Origin of the sequence: Rhodococcoides fascians NBRC 12155 = LMG 3623, assembly GCF_001894785.1 — a bacterium.
Lineage (GTDB): Bacteria > Actinomycetota > Actinomycetes > Mycobacteriales > Mycobacteriaceae > Rhodococcoides > Rhodococcoides fascians.
This window is the reverse complement of the sequence record NZ_BCWW01000011.1, coordinates 175,379-192,108: the sequence shown is the minus strand read 5'-3', so window position 1 is coordinate 192,108 and position 16,730 is coordinate 175,379. Positions and strand designations below refer to the sequence as shown.

Here is a 16,730-nt window from a genome sequence, read left to right as displayed (position 1 = left end):
CACCGGGCGTCGATACGGTGCGACTCGGGGGAGCGTCATGACAGTGAATGTGGATCCAGTGATCCTGCGGCAGTTCTCGAATGTGCTGTCGGGAACGGGGGAGGTGATCGCCGAGTTGGACACCCTCGCCCCGTTCCGAGCATCCGAGAATGCGCTGCAGGGTACCGACTTTCGCGCAGCGTGTGCGGCAGCGTCGGCAGCGGCTGCGGGAGCTGTTGCCGCTCTGGCAGGCCGAGCCGAATGCGTTGCGGACATCGCCCGTGGTGTCGCGCAGAACTACGAGATCACCGACGACGACCTTGCCCGCCGCCTCGCTGCGATGGACCAGCCGAAATGACCCCGACCGTGCCGCACGTCGCCGGCTGGGAGCCGCAGTCGATGCGCAAGACGATGATCGAACTGGCCGAGATAGTCGAGCGCGTCAACGGCCAACGAACCGGGGTGTTGGAAGAGCAGGACACACTGGCCGAGACGTGGACCGGCGAGGCGGCACGCGCCGCAGCCGATCGCGTGGTGGCCGAATGCTCCCGGATGAGCTCCGTCTGCAGTGAAATCGACTCGCTCGGAGCCGCATTCGAAGGTGCGGCCGACATCGTCGAGGCCGCCCAAGCGCACGTGCAGGCTCAGGTGTCCGCGGCTACGACGAGCGGGTTCGCGGTACGGGCCGACGGTGTGGTGAATCCCGAAGGGATGATCGCGCTGATTCCCGACAGCCTGGGTGAAGAGAAGACGCGTCGAGCCGACGAACTACGTTCTGCAGCATATCAATTGACCGAGGATATCCAGAGTGCTCTGCGCCAGGCCGAGAGTGTCGCTCTCGACGCTGCGCAGCAGCTGGCCGAGCCCACCGAGGTGCTGACGGCGCTCGCCCTCGACAATCCCACCGGAAAGTTCGTCGAGAACCCGGACGGGTCGTTCTCCTGGATGCCGGACTGGCCGTCGACCATCGCGGCGTCGGTCGTCGGAGGTATGGCCGCCGTGACGAGGCGGGCGCTGGAAATACCTGGTGTCGAATCCGTCGACGACGTTGCCAAGAACATCGGACGCGGGCTCGGGGTCTTCGGAGTCGTTGCCGGTGCGATTCCCGGAATTGCGGGAAAAATCGACGAGGGCGTGAACCCGGCCGAGGCCGTGATCGTCGAGGCGACGCCGATAGTCGCGGGAGCAATTACGACCTGGGCGTTCGGAGCCGTGGGTGGCATGGCGGGTTCCATTTTTCCGGGGCCCGGCACGGTGGCAGGCGCTGCTGCCGGGATCGCACTGGGCCAAGTCGTCAGCTACGGCGTGGAGAAGTTGTTCGAGGCGGCAGGAAAATGAGCGAGATCAGAGACGATCGCACGCCACAGACCGAGGACGTGCTGCGTAAGAGCCTGGTAGCACAGAAGTATCCATTGTGGGTGCGGACGTGGCGCAGTGTTTACCTGGGTTGGCTGGTAGCTCTCGGGGTTTCGTCTGCATTCCTTGCCGCGACGATCGTGGCTCCGGTTCTCCTGTTCGAGACGCTTTCTGGGGAGACCGTTCTCCTCGTGTCGCCGCTGGTGCTCGCGGTGCTGATGCCGCTCACAGCGGCCGTGGTGTTGTCCGGCATCGGGTCTGCGCGGCTGTCGCTGTTCGTGCGACCGGTGACTGTCGCCGGAGTCGGCCGAGGCGTGGCAGTGCCGGGGCGGGGGACTGTGTTGTATCGCAGCGGAATACTCGCATTCGCGTTGGTGTCCGGCCTGTCCTACATCCACTGGGGAGGAGACGCACGGGTAAGTACGACGCGTCACGACCTGAGCGTCGTAATCATGTCGCACTTCGGCGCTCCGATATGTCTGCTGTTTTTCGCACTGAGTGTGCTCGTCGTCAATCGGACCCGAATTTCACTGCATCCCGATGGCCTCGTGGAGGAGATCTATCGGCGCCGCGGATGGAAGGCCACCACTGCAATCACGGTTGTCCCGTGGGACGGGATCGTCGAGCTGCAGCCGCGGACGCATCCGAATCCTGCGGTGTCGCATTCACATTGGTACCCCACCATCCGAGTCGTGTATCGCGACCCTTCCGGTGGAACGGATCAGGTGCTGGTCCTGATGGCGTGCGAGAAGAAGGTCGAGCCCAACGCACTGCTGTCCGTACTGCAGTGGTGTCGGGCCAATCCCTGGGGCCGTGCGCAGCTTGCCCACGACGACGCGCGAGAGCTACTGCGACCGCCTCGATTCCTCGATCGCATCGAAGCAGACCGAGCGGCGTCGATGTCGGGTCGACGGGACGTCCGGTGACAACTCAGGAGCAATCGATGCAGAGCGTTCTGCAACAGCAGGATGTCGAGCTCGTGCCCGTACATCTCGACGAATGCGCAAGGTTCGGTCTGGAGCTCCCCGCGCTGCCGGGGTGGGATCTCGTTCCTGCGCATCTGTTTCCGCACGCCACCGCGGTGCTGTGTTCTCCGACAGATGCGGTCGACGGATTCGTTCCCAACGCGGCAGTCTTGACCGGAAAGTTGACGCGGTCACTCGATCCGCAGACCCTGCTGGCATGTGGGTTCGGCGACTCCCGGGCACTTCCGGAATGGATCGACGTCAGCTACGACCGTGACCCGTTCTGCGGTCTACCGTCCGTTTCGATTGCGGGTCGATACGACTGGGACGGTCGGACGCTGTTCGCTCGGACCAGGTATGTCGTCGTCCACCACATCGTCGATCAGTACCTCGTTCAATTGACGGTTACCCTGCCCGACCGGATCAGGTCTCGGTTGGCATGGGCAGCAGACGAATTCGTGGACGAAGTTCGTATCGGGCATCGATAGCTCACGCAGGGATCTGTTGTACCACCGCAGCGACGGCCTCTGCCTGGTCTGCGATACGCGGGCCCCATCGACTCGACAGGTCCTCGTCCATCGGGAAGATGCGGCCGTCGCGGACGGCCGTCATCGATCCCCATCCCGGTCGTGACGAGACGGAAGCGGCTGTGACGCCGCAGCATTGGGCGTCGGCAAGAAACACCACATCCGGGTTCGACGTGATGACGGCCTCGGCGGCGAGCTGCGGGTAGTCGCCTGCATCGGAACCGTCGGCGATGCTGGTGAGTCCGAACAGACCGTAGATCTGCCCGACGAAGCTCGCACTCGTCACCGTGTACAACGTGTCATCGAGTTCGTGGAAGTACGTCAGCGGCGCCTCGCGGGTCGGGACGCTCGCGACGGCTGCATCGATCCGGTCACGAGTCCGGGATACGACGGCATCGCCGTCGGCGTCGTGGCCGGTGGCGTCCGCGACGCGTTCGATCTGCGAGTAGGCATCGTCGATGCTCGTCGCGGCAGGCAACACCAGCGTCGGAACGCCTGCCTCGGCCAGTGTCGACGTCACGAGGCCCAGGTCGGTGGAGGCGATCACCAGATCGGGGTCGTACGCCACGATCGCTTCGAGGCTCGGGGTGAACGCCGACAACCCTGTCTTCGGAGCATCGGCGGGGAAGTCCGATTGATCGTCCACGGCCACCACCTGGTCGCCCGCCCCGACGGCGTACAGCGTCTCCGTCGCGGTCGGGCTCAGCGACACGATCTTCTGCGGAGCAGCCTCGATGGTGACCGAGCCGCCGTCCGAGCCGGACGTGATCGTCCTCGGAAACCCGCCACTTGCCGCGGGTGCCGGATCGGCGGCGGGTGGCGCGTCCGTTTCCGTGGTGCTGCATCCCGCCGCTACGAGCGCGACGACCGCGAACCCGGCTGAGATCATTCGTGCCGATCGACGCTGCACTGCCACTCCTGTGTTGTCCGGTGTCTCTTCGAACGCCAACACTATCGGGGAGCGGTCAACGCCCCAGGCTCCGTGCCAAGTACCTACCGGTGTGAGTGTCCGAGGCCACCAATTCGTCGACCGTCCCGGTGAACGTGATCAGCCCGCCGTTGTGGCCGCCGTCGGGACCGAGATCGATGATGTGATCCGCCGCGGCGACGACGTCGAGGTTGTGTTCGATGACGATCACCGACCTGCCCTCGTCGACCATCCCGGACAGCAACGCGATCAAGTTCGACACATCCGACGGGTGCAGTCCCGTCGTCGGTTCGTCGAGCACCAGCACCGAGGACGACCCGATCAGCTCGGTGGCGAGTTTGAGACGTTGCCGTTCGCCGCCGGACAGTGACGACAAGTTCTGCCCGAGCGAGAGGTAGCCGAGTCCGACGTCCCGGCAGCGGCGCAGAATGTCTCGAATCTTCTTGACCTCGAAGAAGTCCTGCGCATCTTCGACGGACATCTCGAAGATGTCGGCGATGCTGACGCCGTCGACGGTGTGCCGGATTGCCCCGGAGCGAAAGCGCCTGCCCTGGCACGTCTCGCAGGTACTCGTCACGGGATCGGTGAACCCGAGTTCGGTGAAAATGACGCCGCTGCCCTGGCAATCGGGGCACGCGCCGTCCGAGTTGGGGGAGAACAGCGACGGCGGCTGGCCCGTCTTCTTGGCGAAGTACGCGCGGATCGGATCGAGCAGACCGGTGTAAGTCGCGGGGGACGAACGGCGTGAGCCCCGGATCGGTGCCTGGTCGATGACGACGGCGTCGGGCGCGGCCTCGCGCAAATGACCGTGGATGAGGCTCGACTTTCCGGAACCGGCGACACCGGTGACGGCGGTCAGAACCCCGAGCGGGATGTCGACGCTGACATCGCGCAGGTTGTGGGTGGTGGCACCGGAGATACTCAGCCAGCCCGAAGGCGTACGGGGAGTACGTATCTCGGCGTCATCACGCCGGAGTGCGGAGCCGGTCCTGGTGTCGGCTCGGCGGAGCTCGTCGAAGCTTCCCTCGAACACCACGGTGCCACCGGACTTTCCGGCACCCGGTCCGATCTCGACGATCCGGTCGGCGATGGCCATCACCTCGGGGTCGTGTTCGACGACGAGGACGGTGTTGCCCTTGTCGCGCAGCGCGAGCAGCATGTCGTTCAGGCGGTGGACGTCGCGAGGATGCAAACCGGTCGTCGGTTCGTCGAAGACGTAGAGCATGTCGTTCAGCGTGGCTCCGAGGTGACGAACCATCTTGATGCGCTGGGATTCACCACCCGAGAGCGAGGACGTCGCACGGTCCAGGCTCAGGTAGCCCAGGCCGAGATCGACGAGTCTGGTCAACTGCGTGACGATTTCGGCGGTGACGGAGTGCAGGCCCTTGATGTCCCATTGTTCGATACGGTCGGCTAGTTCGGAAACCTGCATGGCGAACGCGTCGGGCAGGGAAAGTCCTTCGAGAGCGGCGCCGCGGATGATGTCGTTGTAGCGGGAACCGCCGCAGGCCTCGCAGACGCCGCGCGTGACGATGCGCTCGAACGCGGCTTTCGCCTTGCCCTTGAGCGCATCTGCGTCCTTTGCGAGGTAGCTTCGGCGGAACCTCGACACGATGCCCTCGTAGCTCTTCATGACGGCGTCGGGATTGGTCACCTCGACCTCGCCGGGCTTGGCGTCGAAGAAGAGGTGACGCTCGCGCGCCGAGTACTGCTCGATCGGGACGTCGAGATCGAACAGGCCCGAGTCGGCGAACACCCGGTACGGCCATTTGCCGACCTCGAAGTCGGGATGCTTGAACGGGCCCTCGCGCAACGACTTCGACTCGTCCACCAGTTCGCCGAGGTCGACGACCTTTGCCTCGCCGAGCCCCTCGCATTCGAGACACATTCCGGCGGGGTCGTTGAACGAGAAGGCGTTGGCGTAGCCGATGCTCGGCGTGACGGCGCGGGACCACAGCATGCGCAGCCAGTCTCCGATGTCGGTGATGGTGCCGACCGTCGACCTCGGGCCACCGAACAGTCGCTTCTGATCGACGATGACGACGGCCGACAGGTTCGCGATCAGATCTGCATCCGGTCGGCCGTAGGACGGTAGGAACGTCTGCGCGAACGCGGTGAACGTGGAGTTGATCTGCCGCTGTGCGTCGGCGGCGATGGTGTCGAACACCAGTGACGATTTGCCCGACCCGGAGACGCCGGCGAACACGACCAGCGAGCGTTTCGGCAGATCGAGGTCGACGTCGCGCAGGTTGTTCTCTCGGGCTCCACGCACGACGATCGTGGACAGTTCTCGTTCGGGTGTCGTTCGTTCGTCGGCAATCATCGGCTGGACTGCGTTCATCGCTTTGGCCACCTTTCGCTGCCCCGACGATGGTTCGCCCTGGGCCGACGCAGTTTACCGTACAGCGTACGGAAACGGTGTGAGACGCTTCCGAAGTAACAGACTCCTTGGTCTGGCGATGTCATATGGGCATCGACCGACGGTGAGCGTCGGTCCTACCGAGAGGCTTTCATGTCGAGCAATACCCGGTTCACCGTGCGATCGGCCATCCTGCTTGCGATGTCCGCTGTGGCCCTTGCGGGCTGCGGATCGGATAGCCCGAGTGAGTCCGATGTCCGAACCGAGGTCCGTACGGTCACGGTCGAGGCGACCGCAGCCGCGCCGACCTCGGCCGCCATAACCGGTGCCCCAAGTGCCGCCGCGTCCGAGCCGGTCGTAACCCAATCGCCCGCGCCGGAGCCGGTCCTCGTTGCCATGCCTCCGGTTGTGTGTATGAATCTGCAGTCAGCGCAGAACGCGATACAGGCGGCCGGTGTCTTCTACTCCCGCAGCGCTGACGCGTCGGGGGAGGGCCGTATGCAGGTCAACGATTCGAACTGGATTGTCGTCGAACAGGATCCGGCTCCCGGCGTCCTCATCGGCGAGGGCGAAGCCGTGTTGTCGGTGGTCAAGATCGGAGAACCGAACAACTGTTGACGGGTCAGCTCGGCAGGCGGTGTCGAGCTTCGGACTCGGCCTCGCTGCCGGGGGTGCTGTAGGCGAGGTGCCCGCCGATGAGTCCGCCGAGTCCTGCGGCTGCGAGGCCGGCCGCCGCCAGAGCTTTGGCGACTCCGTCGGTCTGCTTCCGCCGACGGAGGTAGGAGCCCAGAAAGAGGAACACCCCGGTTGCGTTCGATGCCGCGTGGATGATGCCGACCCGACGCTGAACAGTGTTCATCGTCGACCAGTCGGCCCATCCGGTCGCTATCGCCGGCGGCGCGGACGCGAGACCCAGCGCGACGACAATTTTGGCCGCCCTGGACTGGTTCTTGACTAGATCGAGCGCGACGGCGCTGGTCCAGCTGCCGATGGTCACCGTCACCAGCGCAGGGTGGATGGGGTGCCCGATCCACCGGCCGTGCAGCGCTGATCCGACGGCACTGTCCGCTACCGCAGGTGCAAGTACGCCATGGATCGCGTCGCTGGGTCCGTCGAGAAACGAGGCAGTCTCGAGACTGTCGAGTGCTTGTTTGATTGTCATGCAACACCGAATGCCCCGTCATCGGCGAGCGAACCATCGACACCGAAGTCGAGGCGAGAAGCTTGGACGTCCTATAACGTCGTTGGCATGACGAACGGCACCCGAGTCAGCACCGTCGACGGCGTTCTGCGCAGGTCGGCCGCGAAATTTCCCGACCGTCCGGCCGTGACATTCGAAGGCCGCAGCCATAGCTACCGCGAGCTCGACACCGCCGTGACGCGGGTCGCCCGTCGGCTGGTTGCTATGGGCTTGAACAAGGGTGACCGGGTAGCGGCGTACGGCGTCAACTCCGACGCGTACGTGGTGGCATTTCTTGCCTGTGCGCGAGCAGGATTGGTGCACGTGCCCATCAACTACGCACTTGTGGGCGACGAGCTGCTGTATCTGCTCGATCAGTCGGGCGCACGGGCTGTGCTCGTCGACCCGGAATTGTCGAACACGCTCGATTCCGTTCGGAGCGGCACAGACGTCGAATTCGTGGTGTCGCTTCCGGATCTGCTCGACGCTGCTGGGGATGATTCGGTCCTCGAGCCGGCCGCGGACTCCGCGGACCTGGCGCAGTTGCTCTACACCTCCGGCACGACGTCGAAACCCAAGGGCGCGATGATGTCTCACGGCGCGCTCGTTGCCGAGTACGTCTCGTGTGTGATCGCTCTGGGGTTCACCCGAGATGACGACCCGCTGTTGGTAATGCCGATGTACCACTCGGCGGGGATGCACGTGTTCATGCTGCCGTATCTGTCGGTCGGGGCGACCGTGCGACTGATGCGCAAGCCCGACGTCGCGGAGATTCTGCGGCGGATCGAGGACGAGAAGATCAAGTCGTTGTTCCTGGCACCGACGGTGTGGGTTCCGCTCGCCAATCATCCCGACCTCGATACCCGCGATCTCTCGTCGCTGAAGAAGGCTCAGTACGGGTCGTCGATCATGCCCGTCACCGTGTTGACCCGGCTGCGTGAGCGATACCCGGACATCGAGTTCTACAACTGTTTCGGGCAATCCGAAATCGGCCCGCTGGCAACGGTTCTGCAGCCGTCCGAGCACGAGGCCAGACCGGCGTCGTGTGGTCGTGCGGTGTTCTTCGTCGAGACACGCGTCGTCGACGCGGACGGTAACGATGTGCCGGACGGCGAGCCCGGTGAGATTCTCTACCGCTCGCCTCAATTGTGCGACGGTTACTGGGACAAGCCGGAGGCGACGGCGGATGCGTTCTCGGGTGGGTGGTTCCATTCGGGTGATCTGGTGACTCGGGACGCCGAGGGGTTCATCACGGTCGTCGACCGGATCAAGGACGTCATCAACACGGGCGGAATTCTGGTCGCTTCTCGTGAGGTCGAGGACGCGATCTACACGCACCCCGCCGTTGCCGAGGTGGCGGTCATCGGGACTCCGGACGACAGGTGGATCGAAGCGGTGACTGCTGTCGTCGTGCTCAAGGACGGAAGTGAGGTGTCGGCGCAGGAGTTGATCGACCACGTGAAGGGCAGGATCGCGCCGTTCAAGGTGCCGAAGACCGTCACTTTCCTGGACGAGTTGCCCCGCAACCAGAGCGGAAAGTTGCTCAAGCGCGCGTTGCGCGCCTGAGTTGTTCACGCGGCTCGCTGTTTTCGTCGGTGGTAGCTGGGGAGGGGTTGCTGCCTGGGGTCGACGGATTCGGGTGGGATGGCGTAGGGGTGTCCGTCGTCGCCCATCAGCAGCTGCCAGTCGCCGTGGTGGACGAGGCGGTGGCATTCTCCGCAGACCAGCGCGAGGTTGATCAGGTCGGTGCGGCCGCCGTGTTCCCAGAATCTGATGTGGTGGGCTTGGCACCACTGGGCTGGGCGGCCGCACATGACGCAGCAGGTGTCGCGGATGGTCAGGGCGATGCGTTGGTCGTCGCTGGCGAGTCGTGTGGTTCGTCCGAGCGCGAGTGGTACGCCGTGGTGGTCGACGATGACCGGGGTCAGGTCGGCGTCGCAGGTGACGAGTTCGGCGAGGAAGCGGCTGATGGGGCCGGTCCAGTCGAGGTGGAACGGCCAGTCGGCGTCGCCCGGCTTGGGGACAGGCTTCTGCCCGCCGTTACTGTCACCGCCACGACGGGCCGCGGCATCGCTGCGAGGACCAGCGTCGCCCGGCTCGGGCACAGATTCTTGCCCGGCACCACCACATCTGGATGTCGCATCGCCGCGAGCAGCGATATCCCCTCGAGCCACTCCATGCGGACGCGAGCCGTTGCTCTCGCCGCCGCTCGAGGAGCTCCCCGCGCCCGTACCGGTGTCGCCCGATTCCGTTGCGGTGCTGCCTGTTTGCTTGTTTGCGCCGTGGGCGAGCAAGTCGCGCAGGGGAACGATCTGGTGCACCGACGCCCGCGACCCGCCCGCCGACCCACGAGTGCTGCCGCGGAGGTGTCGGTCGAGGATCTGATCGAGTGCATCGGCCCGGCGCTTCGACGGGCTGCGTGGGTCGCGCTCCCCGCCGGGACCTGGTCGCGGTGCCGTCAACGGCGATAGAGCGGTGAGCAGCTTCTCGGCGAGCAACAGGTCGATGTCGCCACCGACCTGGAAGCGGCCGTTGGCCAGCGGGTGCAGGTCGAATCGGTTAAGGTCCGGGTTTTCCGACACCGGTCGCGGTGCAGGTGTCGGCGGAACAGGCTCGGGTGCAGGCGGTTCCGGATCGGGCAGCCGGCCGGTAGCGGTAGCGGTCGCACCACCATCTTTCCGCCGCTCCTGATCATGACGCTCGCGTTCCTGCTGTTCCTGCTCTCGTCTTTGTTTCTCGGCTTTCGTGTGTCGTGCTCGGGCGTCGTCCGCGGCCGCATGCGCCAAAGCCTGCGCGCGGGAGGTCACCTGCCCCGCGGTGTTGCGCATCGCGGTGTCGAGGAGTTCGGCGACAATTCCTTCGCGGCGGACCTGATCCAACGTCGGGTCGGCCACCACCACGACGTCGTATCCCTCGGCGATGGCGGCGGCGTGCGCGGCATGGATGCGGCCGTCGGCGAGGGCGTCGAGCACGGTGTGGTGATCGAACAGCCAGTACCCCAGTGCGTTCTGGCGGGCGGCGGATCCGTCGGTGATCCGTATCGACTTCGCGTACCAGCGGGTGACGGACGAGTGCCCGAGTTTCATCGCCAAGCCGCGTCGGTCGATCTCGGCGAGCAACGTCAATCTCTTTGCTGCGAGAGCGTTTTCGAGGGAGGTCACATCGGCGAGCTCGGAGACCAATTCCTGGTCCCCGAGCTCGAACACATCCCCCCATGTCTTCACCCCACGAAAGCTATACCCACCCACCGACAGGTTTCCGTCAACGCTTCCAGCGGATCCGGATCGGTCCTTTTGCGGTCGAGGGATCTATGACCGACCCCTTCTGGGTGATCTCAACTTCGCCGGCGTCAACCATACGTCGGGCCGCGCGGCGAACGGGCTCCATCAAGTCGCGCCAGGCGTCGTCGGACAGAGCTCGTGCCACATCCGAGGGGCAGATCGTGGCGTCGCGTGATCGGGCGTCGAGCAAGGATCGGATTTTGTCTTCGAGTTCCTTGTCGGTTGCACTCACTTTGCGCCGCCGGCAGGTGTCGCTGCAGTACTTGACGTCATCCCAGTTCTTCTCCCACTTCTTGCGCCACTCGATCCGCCGACCGCACGACGCGCACACCTTGTCTGCGGGGTGCGCGGTGGAGGTACGACGGGAGTGGGCCACAGATCGACAGTAACCTCGTTGCCCAGGGCTCCGCCGCTCTCGGAGCGAAACTATCCTCATCTCATGGCGATTCGAGCGATCCTGGTTGCCGGTGATCCCCGGCTGACAACTCCGGCAACTCGCGTGACGGTGTTCGACGACGAGCTCGCAACGCTGGTCGAGGACATGTTCGAGACCAATACGGCTGCACCCGGTGCGGGCCTGGCGGCCAACCAAATAGGCGACCCACGTTCGGTCTTCGTCTACGACCTGCGGGACGGCGGGGTCCGTCATCGCGGACACGTGATCAACCCGGTGCTCGAGACCTCGGAGATCCCGGAGACGATGCCCGACCCGGACGACACCGAGGGATGCCTGTCCGTGCCGGGGGAGCTGTTCCCGACCGGGCGCGCCCACTGGGCTCGCGTCACAGGTGTCGATGTGGAGAACAACCCGGTGACGGTGGAAGGAACGGGCTATCTGGCGCGGTGTCTGCAGCACGAGTCCGACCATCTGGCCGGGCTCCTCTACCTCGACCGCCTCCTCGGCCGTCACCGACGTGCGGCTAAGAAGATGATCAAGGAGAGGGGGTGGGTCGGGCCGCGCAACAGTTGGTTGCCCGGGGCCGACGCGCATCCGCTCGGGCTGTAATCGCGGCTGTGCCTTATCCGACGGTTAGAACGGGTTGTAGATGTAGAGCATTCGGTAATCCCATTCCGACGATCCGGCCGGAATGCGAATGTCGGTGAGCGCGTGGCCGTTCTGAGTGCACCAGGTGCGGGCATGGAACGAGGAACAGTCGATTTGCCGTGTGGTCCCGAACGGGCTGATGATCAACGACCTCTCGCTCGCGCTGCCGTAGGCCGCGGGGTCGAATGCGTTGACGAAGCTCGACGTCGAGTCTTTCGGGCCGAACGGGTTGTCGTCGGGCGCAGCGGATGCCGTCGGCGCGGCGAGCACTGCTACGCCGATCGTCAGTGCAGCGCCTGCGAGAATCTTCTTCAGCATGGTGACTCCGTTCGTTTCGAGCACGAATACCCGGTGCTCGGTGATCGGCAGCAACGGACCGTGCGTTACGGATCGCCTTCGGGTTCGAGCCCGGCACACTGGAGCGATGACTCGTATGGAAGCTCCCGCCGTAGCCCAACTACTCGGTCGGCGTCTCGCCGTGTGGGGCGGTGTGAGTGTGCTTGCCGGAACGGTGTTGGCGGCCCGCGGTTCGTCGCCTGCCCGTCGTGCATTCGGCCAACAGACGGCGGGTTGGGGTGCGATCGACGTGGCGATCGCAGGGGCGGGAGCGCTCAACTCCTCGGTCCCGACGTCGAAGAGTTTGAGCAAGTTGCTGTGGATCAATGCCGGGCTCGACGTGCTCTACGTCGCGGCCGGTGCTCATATCGCCGTCCGGAAGCCCACCTTCGGCCGCCGAATCACCGCTGACCAGGCGATCGGTCACGGAACGGCGGTCGTCGTGCAGGGAGCGGCTCTGCTCTTGCTCGACACCGCGCACGCCCGCCTGATCGCGCAGTAATCACATAGGTGTCATTCCCATAGCGCTCGATTTGTCAAGCATCGACACGAACTAATTGTTGCGAGCTAAGTGTATTTGCGTAACACTCGTCCCAACAGTCACATCCGTATCGTGCTTCACAAGGGGAACGGTGGGTTCGTTCATGCGCTTACGTAGTCGGCATATTGCTGTCGGGGCTGTCCTGGCACTGGCAGTGAGCGGGCTGAGCGCATTGACTGCGCCGACCGTCTCTGCAGAACCGTGCGGCGGCCTGGGTGGGCCGGGCTCCTCACCGCTGTTCGGTTCGTCGGGCAGCGCGGGAATGTCGGGCAAGAACCCGCAGGGACCGCAGGGTCCTCTGCCGCGCATCACCGGGAACACCCAGAGCATCGCCTGGGTCACCGGTCCGCAGAGCGTGAACGACACCTACAACAACCTGGCGATGTCCGGCACCGACCTCGGAATCACCTGGGACAACGGAGCGGGCCAGATCTTGATGGCCTTCGGCGACACGTTCGGTGATTGCTCCTCCGGCAATGCCCAGTGGCGCAGCAATGCACTCTTTCGCTCGGACAAGGCGTCGACGAACCTGTCGCAGGGCATCACGATCGGTCCGGCCGACTCTGCGAACACCACCTCGGGTGCGGTTGTCAGAGCGAACAATCCGCGTTACGCCGCCGAGATCATCTCGAGCGCGAAGCTACCGAGCGTCGAGGACACGACCATCCCCACGGCGGCTATCGCGATCGGCAACACCCAGTACATCAACTACATGTCGGTGCAGAGCTGGGGCACGCCCGGTCGCTGGATCACGAACTACTCGGCAACGGCCAAATCGACCGACAACGGCCAGAATTGGACGACGGATCCCAAGACGATCCGCGTCAACAAGGGTGTCACGATCCCGGGCTTCACCAACGTCCACGAAAGTCAGGGCAAGTTCCAGCAGAGCGCTTATGTTCTGGGACAAGACGGTCAATACCTGTACCAGTTCGGTACTCCCAACGGACGATTCGGCGACGCGTTCGTCTCCCGAGTCGCGCCCGATCAGATCGAGAATCTCGACGCGTACGAGTATTCGACGCAAGACCCCGATCCGGCCAAGCAATGGTCCAAGAACGTCGGCGATACCGTCGCCGCGGTGAAGGGCCCGGTCAGCGAGATGTCGGTGGCGTGGAACGACTACCTCGGCCGGTACGTCATGATGTACGGCAACGAGAACAACCGGACGCTGGTGGCGCGCACGGCGGAAAACCCGGAGGGGCCGTGGAGCGAACCGAGGACGATTCTCGACGCCAACCAGACGGCAGGCGGCATCTACGCGCCGTTCATTCACCCGATGTCGAGCGGAAAAGACCTGTACTTCACGGCTTCTCGGTGGTCCGATTACAACGTCATGCTTCTGAAGACCAACCTCGACGCGTTGAAGTGACGCGTCCGGCGGCGGCGTCGAGGTAGGCGTCGACGTCCATGTCGATTTCTGCGGACAGTAGTCCACGCCGGATCGTCGAGAGATACCTGCTCGACGGTTCGCCGTGCTCCCGCACGATCGAACTCGTCAGCGTGAACGCGGGCAGTCCGTCGATGTCCGGAAGCCGTAGCAGCGCATCGTATTTCCCTCGGTATGCTTCACCTCGGCGGTCGATGTCGAGTGCGGCCCACTCGCCGATGCCCTGCGATTCCACAGCCGAGATATCGACGGAATCGACCACGTTCTCCACTGCGGCAACATGCGCCAACCGCGCGCCGTCGATCAGGTATCCGTGCGCCAGTGACGGTTCGGCGGGATCGGTCGTCAGTGACACGAAGGCCGACGCCCCGGTCCACCGTCGGGACACGCCAGCGAAGTACAGGGCGTGATCGATCCACAACCAGCGTTCGGCCTCGACCGCTGCCGACGAGGGTGCCGGTGGATGCGCCCCGAACTCCGATCCGTCCTCGGAGCCCGTCAGATAGACGGAGAACCTCTCTCGCAACAGGTTCGAGCCGTATGCGACGTACCAGAGGCGGTCGGTCACTCGGCCTCGAACAGCTGCCGGTACGCCTCGGCGAGTAGGTCGGCCGCGAGATCGTTGTTGTGTGCCGCTGCGCCCGTTGAGTTTCCGGACCGCATCAGCCGCGCGTTGAGGCCGTACGCGAGATCGTCGAACGTGTCGTCGTCGATACCGAGGTCGACGTCCACGTCTTCTTCCAGTAACGCGCCGAGGTCGATCGACCACGACCAGACCCGCTCCTCTCGGTACGGTCCCCGTCCGGCGCTGACGGTTTCGTTGGAGACCTCGAGTTGCTCGTCGGTCCGGTCGCGCGGAACGTTGGTGTTGATGCGCAGGTCGAGTTCGATCGTGTCGTCGTCGTGCACGATTTCGTCGACTCGCAGGGTCTCGAAGCCGCCGCACGTCAGCGTCAGCAATCGTCGCGGACCGGTGTCGTCCTGTACGTCGGACAGAGCGGCTGTCTGCCAGAGGTATTTCGCGGTGTTGGCTGGGTCGGGGATCGACGAGTTGATGTAGTCGGCCACGATGCTGCGGATGGCGGGGTACGCGATGTGGTCGGACAGTTCCCAGAATTGGCGACGACTGCGTCCTACGGCCGCGTCGAGGAGCGTCGTGCGCTTGGCTCGTTCTTTGGGCAGTGCCGTCTTCACTCCCGGAGTTTCGCCGATTGCGGTGGGCTCCGACGGGCGTTGTCGCAGGGGGTGGAGCTGGGACACGAGATCGGTGAGCTGCTCCAGACGATCTGCGGCACCGGGTGCAACCTCGAGGGCCTCGATGTCTGGCCATATCTCGCGGTCGGCTTGCACTCGGGCCGCGAGTGATTCGGAGTAGCCCACGAAGGCCGCGTTGTCTGCGAAATGCAGAACGTAGATTCCGTTTCTGTAGTCCTTGGCGGCGAAGATCGTGGCAATGGCCCCGGAATCGGTGACGTCGAAGCGTTCGAGGGCGAATCCGTCGGGTGTGGAGTCTGTCGGCATGGCAGTGAATCTACCGACGCGTGCGAGCACCGCCTATTCGTCTCCTGTCCGCATTGTCGCGAATGCGTTCGGTGAGCCGATGAATTAGGCGACCCTACGACAGCCAGGTCGTCAGACTCGTTCTGCGACCGATGATTCCGCATTGTCCGAAGTGTCGGTAAGAGTTTCGCAACCGTCGTCGAAAAACGAATTCTTGGTGCTATCTTGAGGATTGTCCGTTTCCACCGCTAACGAAACACGCAGGAAACAAGCGGTGTGAACAATGCCGAGAGCAGTGCCGTCGGGCACGGCCGTGGTGCTTGATGGAAGGTGGTTGCGCGTGGGCGGTTATCTTGCACGCAGGTTGCTGAATTACGTCGTCCTGCTGATCATCGCGACGTTTCTCACGTACTTGCTGGCCTCGCTCACGTTCGATCCACTGTCGAATCTGCTCAGCCGCAACCCGCCGCCGTCGGATGCTGTACTCGACGCCAAGCGTGCGGCACTGCACCTCGACGACAATCCGGTATTGCGGTATCTGAAATGGCTGTGGGCCGTTCTTCACGGTGACTTCGGTCAGACCATTGCTGCGGGCTCGGTCAACGACGAACTGTGGCGACGCATCCTGGTCTCGCTGCGGTTGGTCGTGCTCGGCACCGTCCTCGGCGCGGTACTGGGAACACTCGTCGGTGCGTACGGCGCCGTCCGGCAGTACAAGATTTTCGATCACGTCGCGACGGTCGTGACGTTCATTCTCATCAGCACCCCGATCCTGGTTTTGGCCCCGGTGCTCAAGTACCTTGCTGTGCAGGTCAATCAGAGCACCGGCAGTCAGTTCTTCCAGTACACCGGTGAGACGTCCACGACGCTCGCCCCCGGTCTGATGAACGAAATACTCGACCGCGCACAACATTTGTTGTTGCCGACCGTCGTGCTGATGTTGTTCACCATCGGCGGTTACAGCCGGTACATGCGCAGTTCGATGCTCGACGAGCTGAACATGGACTACATCCGTACTGCCCGCGGCAAGGGGCTCACGCGCGGTCGCGCAATCTTCAAGCACGGCTTCCGTACTGCGTTGATCCCTATGGCCACGCTGTTCGCATTCGGTATGGGTGCGGTGATCACCGGCGCGACGTTCACCGAGCGCGTGTTCGGCTGGTACGGCATGGGTGACTGGCTGATCTACGGCATCACCAGTCAGGACATCAACATCACGCTCGCGGTCTCGCTCTTCACGGCGCTGTCGGTCCTGGTTTCCGGAATGTTGACCGACATCTTCACTGCTGCTTTGGATCCGCGCGTTCGCTACGCGGACTGACCCACCACTTCGAGTAGAGGAA

At 64.1% G+C, this 16,730-nt stretch carries 18 protein-coding genes and 1 pseudogene; 10 read left to right on the top strand and 9 right to left on the bottom strand.

Annotation, left to right across the window (positions count from 1 at the left end; genetic code table 11):
- The first annotated feature begins 37 nt into the window (after window positions 1–37).
- The 4 genes from RFA01S_RS22045 to RFA01S_RS27880 are packed head-to-tail and all read left to right on the top strand — an operon-like array spanning window position 38 to window position 2,788.
- Window positions 38–337, top strand: a complete 300-nt coding sequence (locus RFA01S_RS22045) for a type VII secretion target (RefSeq protein WP_032388477.1) — start codon at window positions 38–40, stop codon at window positions 335–337.
- On the top strand, window positions 334–1,317 hold the full coding sequence (locus tag RFA01S_RS22040; RefSeq protein ID WP_032408455.1) for a hypothetical protein: 984 nt from the start codon (window positions 334–336) through the stop codon (window positions 1,315–1,317). The genes RFA01S_RS22045 and RFA01S_RS22040 overlap by 4 nt, the downstream gene beginning before the upstream one ends.
- A complete protein-coding gene (locus RFA01S_RS27885) occupies window positions 1,314–2,261 on the top strand; it encodes a hypothetical protein (protein ID WP_032408454.1) in 948 nt (315 codons plus the stop codon). The genes RFA01S_RS22040 and RFA01S_RS27885 overlap by 4 nt, the downstream gene beginning before the upstream one ends.
- Window positions 2,262–2,278: 17 nt before the next feature.
- Entirely contained in the window at window positions 2,279–2,788 is a 510-nt protein-coding gene (locus RFA01S_RS27880; protein WP_162182915.1) for an LpqN/LpqT family lipoprotein, read from the top strand.
- A gap of 1 nt (window position 2,789) precedes the next feature.
- Here RFA01S_RS27880 and RFA01S_RS22025 read toward each other — a convergent pair whose 3' ends face one another.
- Window positions 2,790–3,716: an ABC transporter substrate-binding protein gene (locus tag RFA01S_RS22025; RefSeq protein ID WP_052060980.1), complete on the bottom strand. Its 927-nt coding sequence runs from the start codon at window positions 3,714–3,716 to the stop codon at window positions 2,790–2,792.
- A 76-nt stretch (window positions 3,717–3,792) separates the two neighbouring features.
- A complete protein-coding gene (locus tag RFA01S_RS22020; RefSeq protein ID WP_238325194.1) occupies window positions 3,793–6,096 on the bottom strand; it encodes an ATP-binding cassette domain-containing protein in 2,304 nt (767 codons plus the stop codon).
- 171 nt (window positions 6,097–6,267) lie between these two features.
- Between RFA01S_RS22020 and RFA01S_RS28245 the strand changes: the two genes are divergently transcribed.
- Window positions 6,268–6,732: a PASTA domain-containing protein gene (locus RFA01S_RS28245; protein WP_072692185.1), complete on the top strand. Its 465-nt coding sequence runs from the start codon at window positions 6,268–6,270 to the stop codon at window positions 6,730–6,732.
- Between the two features lie 4 nt (window positions 6,733–6,736).
- Here RFA01S_RS28245 and RFA01S_RS22010 read toward each other — a convergent pair whose 3' ends face one another.
- A complete protein-coding gene (locus RFA01S_RS22010) occupies window positions 6,737–7,276 on the bottom strand; it encodes a DUF2231 domain-containing protein (RefSeq protein WP_032388485.1) in 540 nt (179 codons plus the stop codon).
- An 87-nt stretch (window positions 7,277–7,363) separates the two neighbouring features.
- On the opposite strand from RFA01S_RS22010, the gene RFA01S_RS22005 reads away from it, so the two are divergent.
- The gene (locus tag RFA01S_RS22005; protein ID WP_032408453.1) at window positions 7,364–8,860 is read left to right on the top strand and encodes an acyl-CoA synthetase; all 1,497 of its coding nucleotides are present in this window, start codon (window positions 7,364–7,366) and stop codon (window positions 8,858–8,860) included.
- Window positions 8,861–8,865: 5 nt separating this feature from the next.
- Here the strand turns inward: RFA01S_RS22005 and RFA01S_RS22000 are convergent, their stop codons facing one another.
- From RFA01S_RS22000 to RFA01S_RS28235, 3 genes and pseudogenes are all read right to left on the bottom strand, one after another.
- A complete protein-coding gene (locus RFA01S_RS22000; RefSeq protein WP_255283979.1) occupies window positions 8,866–10,518 on the bottom strand; it encodes an HNH endonuclease signature motif containing protein in 1,653 nt (550 codons plus the stop codon).
- 37 nt (window positions 10,519–10,555) lie between these two features.
- Window positions 10,556–10,807 carry a DUF3253 domain-containing protein gene (locus RFA01S_RS28240; RefSeq protein WP_228139420.1) on the bottom strand — a complete coding sequence of 84 codons (252 nt, stop codon included), beginning with the start codon at window positions 10,805–10,807 and terminating at the stop codon, window positions 10,556–10,558.
- Window positions 10,808–10,822: 15 nt separating this feature from the next.
- Window positions 10,823–11,011: pseudogene (locus RFA01S_RS28235) on the bottom strand (DUF2256 domain-containing protein); the annotation flags it as partial.
- A 3-nt stretch (window positions 11,012–11,014) separates the two neighbouring features.
- Here RFA01S_RS28235 and RFA01S_RS21990 point away from each other — a divergent pair.
- Complete coding sequence (locus tag RFA01S_RS21990; RefSeq protein ID WP_032406979.1) at window positions 11,015–11,581, top strand: peptide deformylase; 567 nt, start codon at window positions 11,015–11,017, stop codon at window positions 11,579–11,581.
- Between the two features lie 24 nt (window positions 11,582–11,605).
- Here the strand turns inward: RFA01S_RS21990 and RFA01S_RS21985 are convergent, their stop codons facing one another.
- Entirely contained in the window at window positions 11,606–11,938 is a 333-nt protein-coding gene (locus RFA01S_RS21985; RefSeq protein ID WP_032364422.1) for a hypothetical protein, read from the bottom strand.
- 106 nt (window positions 11,939–12,044) lie between these two features.
- Here RFA01S_RS21985 and RFA01S_RS21980 point away from each other — a divergent pair, with 106 nt between their 5' ends.
- Together RFA01S_RS21980 and RFA01S_RS21975 are read left to right on the top strand one after the other, a co-directional pair.
- Window positions 12,045–12,458, top strand: a complete 414-nt coding sequence (locus tag RFA01S_RS21980) for a DUF6992 family protein (RefSeq protein ID WP_202902203.1) — start codon at window positions 12,045–12,047, stop codon at window positions 12,456–12,458.
- A 142-nt stretch (window positions 12,459–12,600) separates the two neighbouring features.
- The gene (locus RFA01S_RS21975; RefSeq protein ID WP_032407017.1) at window positions 12,601–13,869 is read left to right on the top strand and encodes a glycoside hydrolase family 183 protein; all 1,269 of its coding nucleotides are present in this window, start codon (window positions 12,601–12,603) and stop codon (window positions 13,867–13,869) included.
- Here RFA01S_RS21975 and RFA01S_RS21970 read toward each other — a convergent pair.
- Both RFA01S_RS21970 and RFA01S_RS21965 read right to left on the bottom strand, forming a co-directional pair.
- On the bottom strand, window positions 13,832–14,455 hold the full coding sequence (locus RFA01S_RS21970; protein WP_032406977.1) for a hypothetical protein: 624 nt from the start codon (window positions 14,453–14,455) through the stop codon (window positions 13,832–13,834). The genes RFA01S_RS21975 and RFA01S_RS21970 overlap by 38 nt on opposite strands.
- Complete coding sequence (locus RFA01S_RS21965) at window positions 14,452–15,408, bottom strand: hypothetical protein (RefSeq protein ID WP_238325082.1); 957 nt, start codon at window positions 15,406–15,408, stop codon at window positions 14,452–14,454. The genes RFA01S_RS21970 and RFA01S_RS21965 overlap by 4 nt, the downstream gene beginning before the upstream one ends.
- 319 nt (window positions 15,409–15,727) lie before the next feature.
- On the opposite strand from RFA01S_RS21965, the gene RFA01S_RS21960 reads away from it, so the two are divergent.
- The gene (locus RFA01S_RS21960; RefSeq protein WP_032407015.1) at window positions 15,728–16,708 is read left to right on the top strand and encodes an ABC transporter permease; all 981 of its coding nucleotides are present in this window, start codon (window positions 15,728–15,730) and stop codon (window positions 16,706–16,708) included.
- The last annotated feature ends 22 nt before the right edge of the window (window positions 16,709–16,730 follow it).

Coding starts and splice junctions, on each gene's coding strand:
- RFA01S_RS21965 (WP_238325082.1), bottom strand. CDS start 15,408: ATGCCGACAGACTCCACACCCGACGGATTCGCCCTCGAACGCTTCGAC.
- RFA01S_RS27885 (WP_032408454.1), top strand. CDS start 1,314: ATGAGCGAGATCAGAGACGATCGCACGCCACAGACCGAGGACGTGCTG.
- RFA01S_RS21985 (WP_032364422.1), bottom strand. CDS start 11,938: ATGCTGAAGAAGATTCTCGCAGGCGCTGCACTGACGATCGGCGTAGCA.
- RFA01S_RS21990 (WP_032406979.1), top strand. CDS start 11,015: ATGGCGATTCGAGCGATCCTGGTTGCCGGTGATCCCCGGCTGACAACT.
- RFA01S_RS22025 (WP_052060980.1), bottom strand. CDS start 3,716: ATGATCTCAGCCGGGTTCGCGGTCGTCGCGCTCGTAGCGGCGGGATGC.
- RFA01S_RS22045 (WP_032388477.1), top strand. CDS start 38: ATGACAGTGAATGTGGATCCAGTGATCCTGCGGCAGTTCTCGAATGTG.
- RFA01S_RS22010 (WP_032388485.1), bottom strand. CDS start 7,276: ATGACAATCAAACAAGCACTCGACAGTCTCGAGACTGCCTCGTTTCTC.
- RFA01S_RS21980 (WP_202902203.1), top strand. CDS start 12,045: ATGACTCGTATGGAAGCTCCCGCCGTAGCCCAACTACTCGGTCGGCGT.
- RFA01S_RS22040 (WP_032408455.1), top strand. CDS start 334: ATGACCCCGACCGTGCCGCACGTCGCCGGCTGGGAGCCGCAGTCGATG.
- RFA01S_RS22005 (WP_032408453.1), top strand. CDS start 7,364: ATGACGAACGGCACCCGAGTCAGCACCGTCGACGGCGTTCTGCGCAGG.
- RFA01S_RS22020 (WP_238325194.1), bottom strand. CDS start 6,096: ATGAACGCAGTCCAGCCGATGATTGCCGACGAACGAACGACACCCGAA.
- RFA01S_RS28245 (WP_072692185.1), top strand. CDS start 6,268: ATGTCGAGCAATACCCGGTTCACCGTGCGATCGGCCATCCTGCTTGCG.
- RFA01S_RS27880 (WP_162182915.1), top strand. CDS start 2,279: ATGCAGAGCGTTCTGCAACAGCAGGATGTCGAGCTCGTGCCCGTACAT.
- RFA01S_RS21975 (WP_032407017.1), top strand. CDS start 12,601: ATGCGCTTACGTAGTCGGCATATTGCTGTCGGGGCTGTCCTGGCACTG.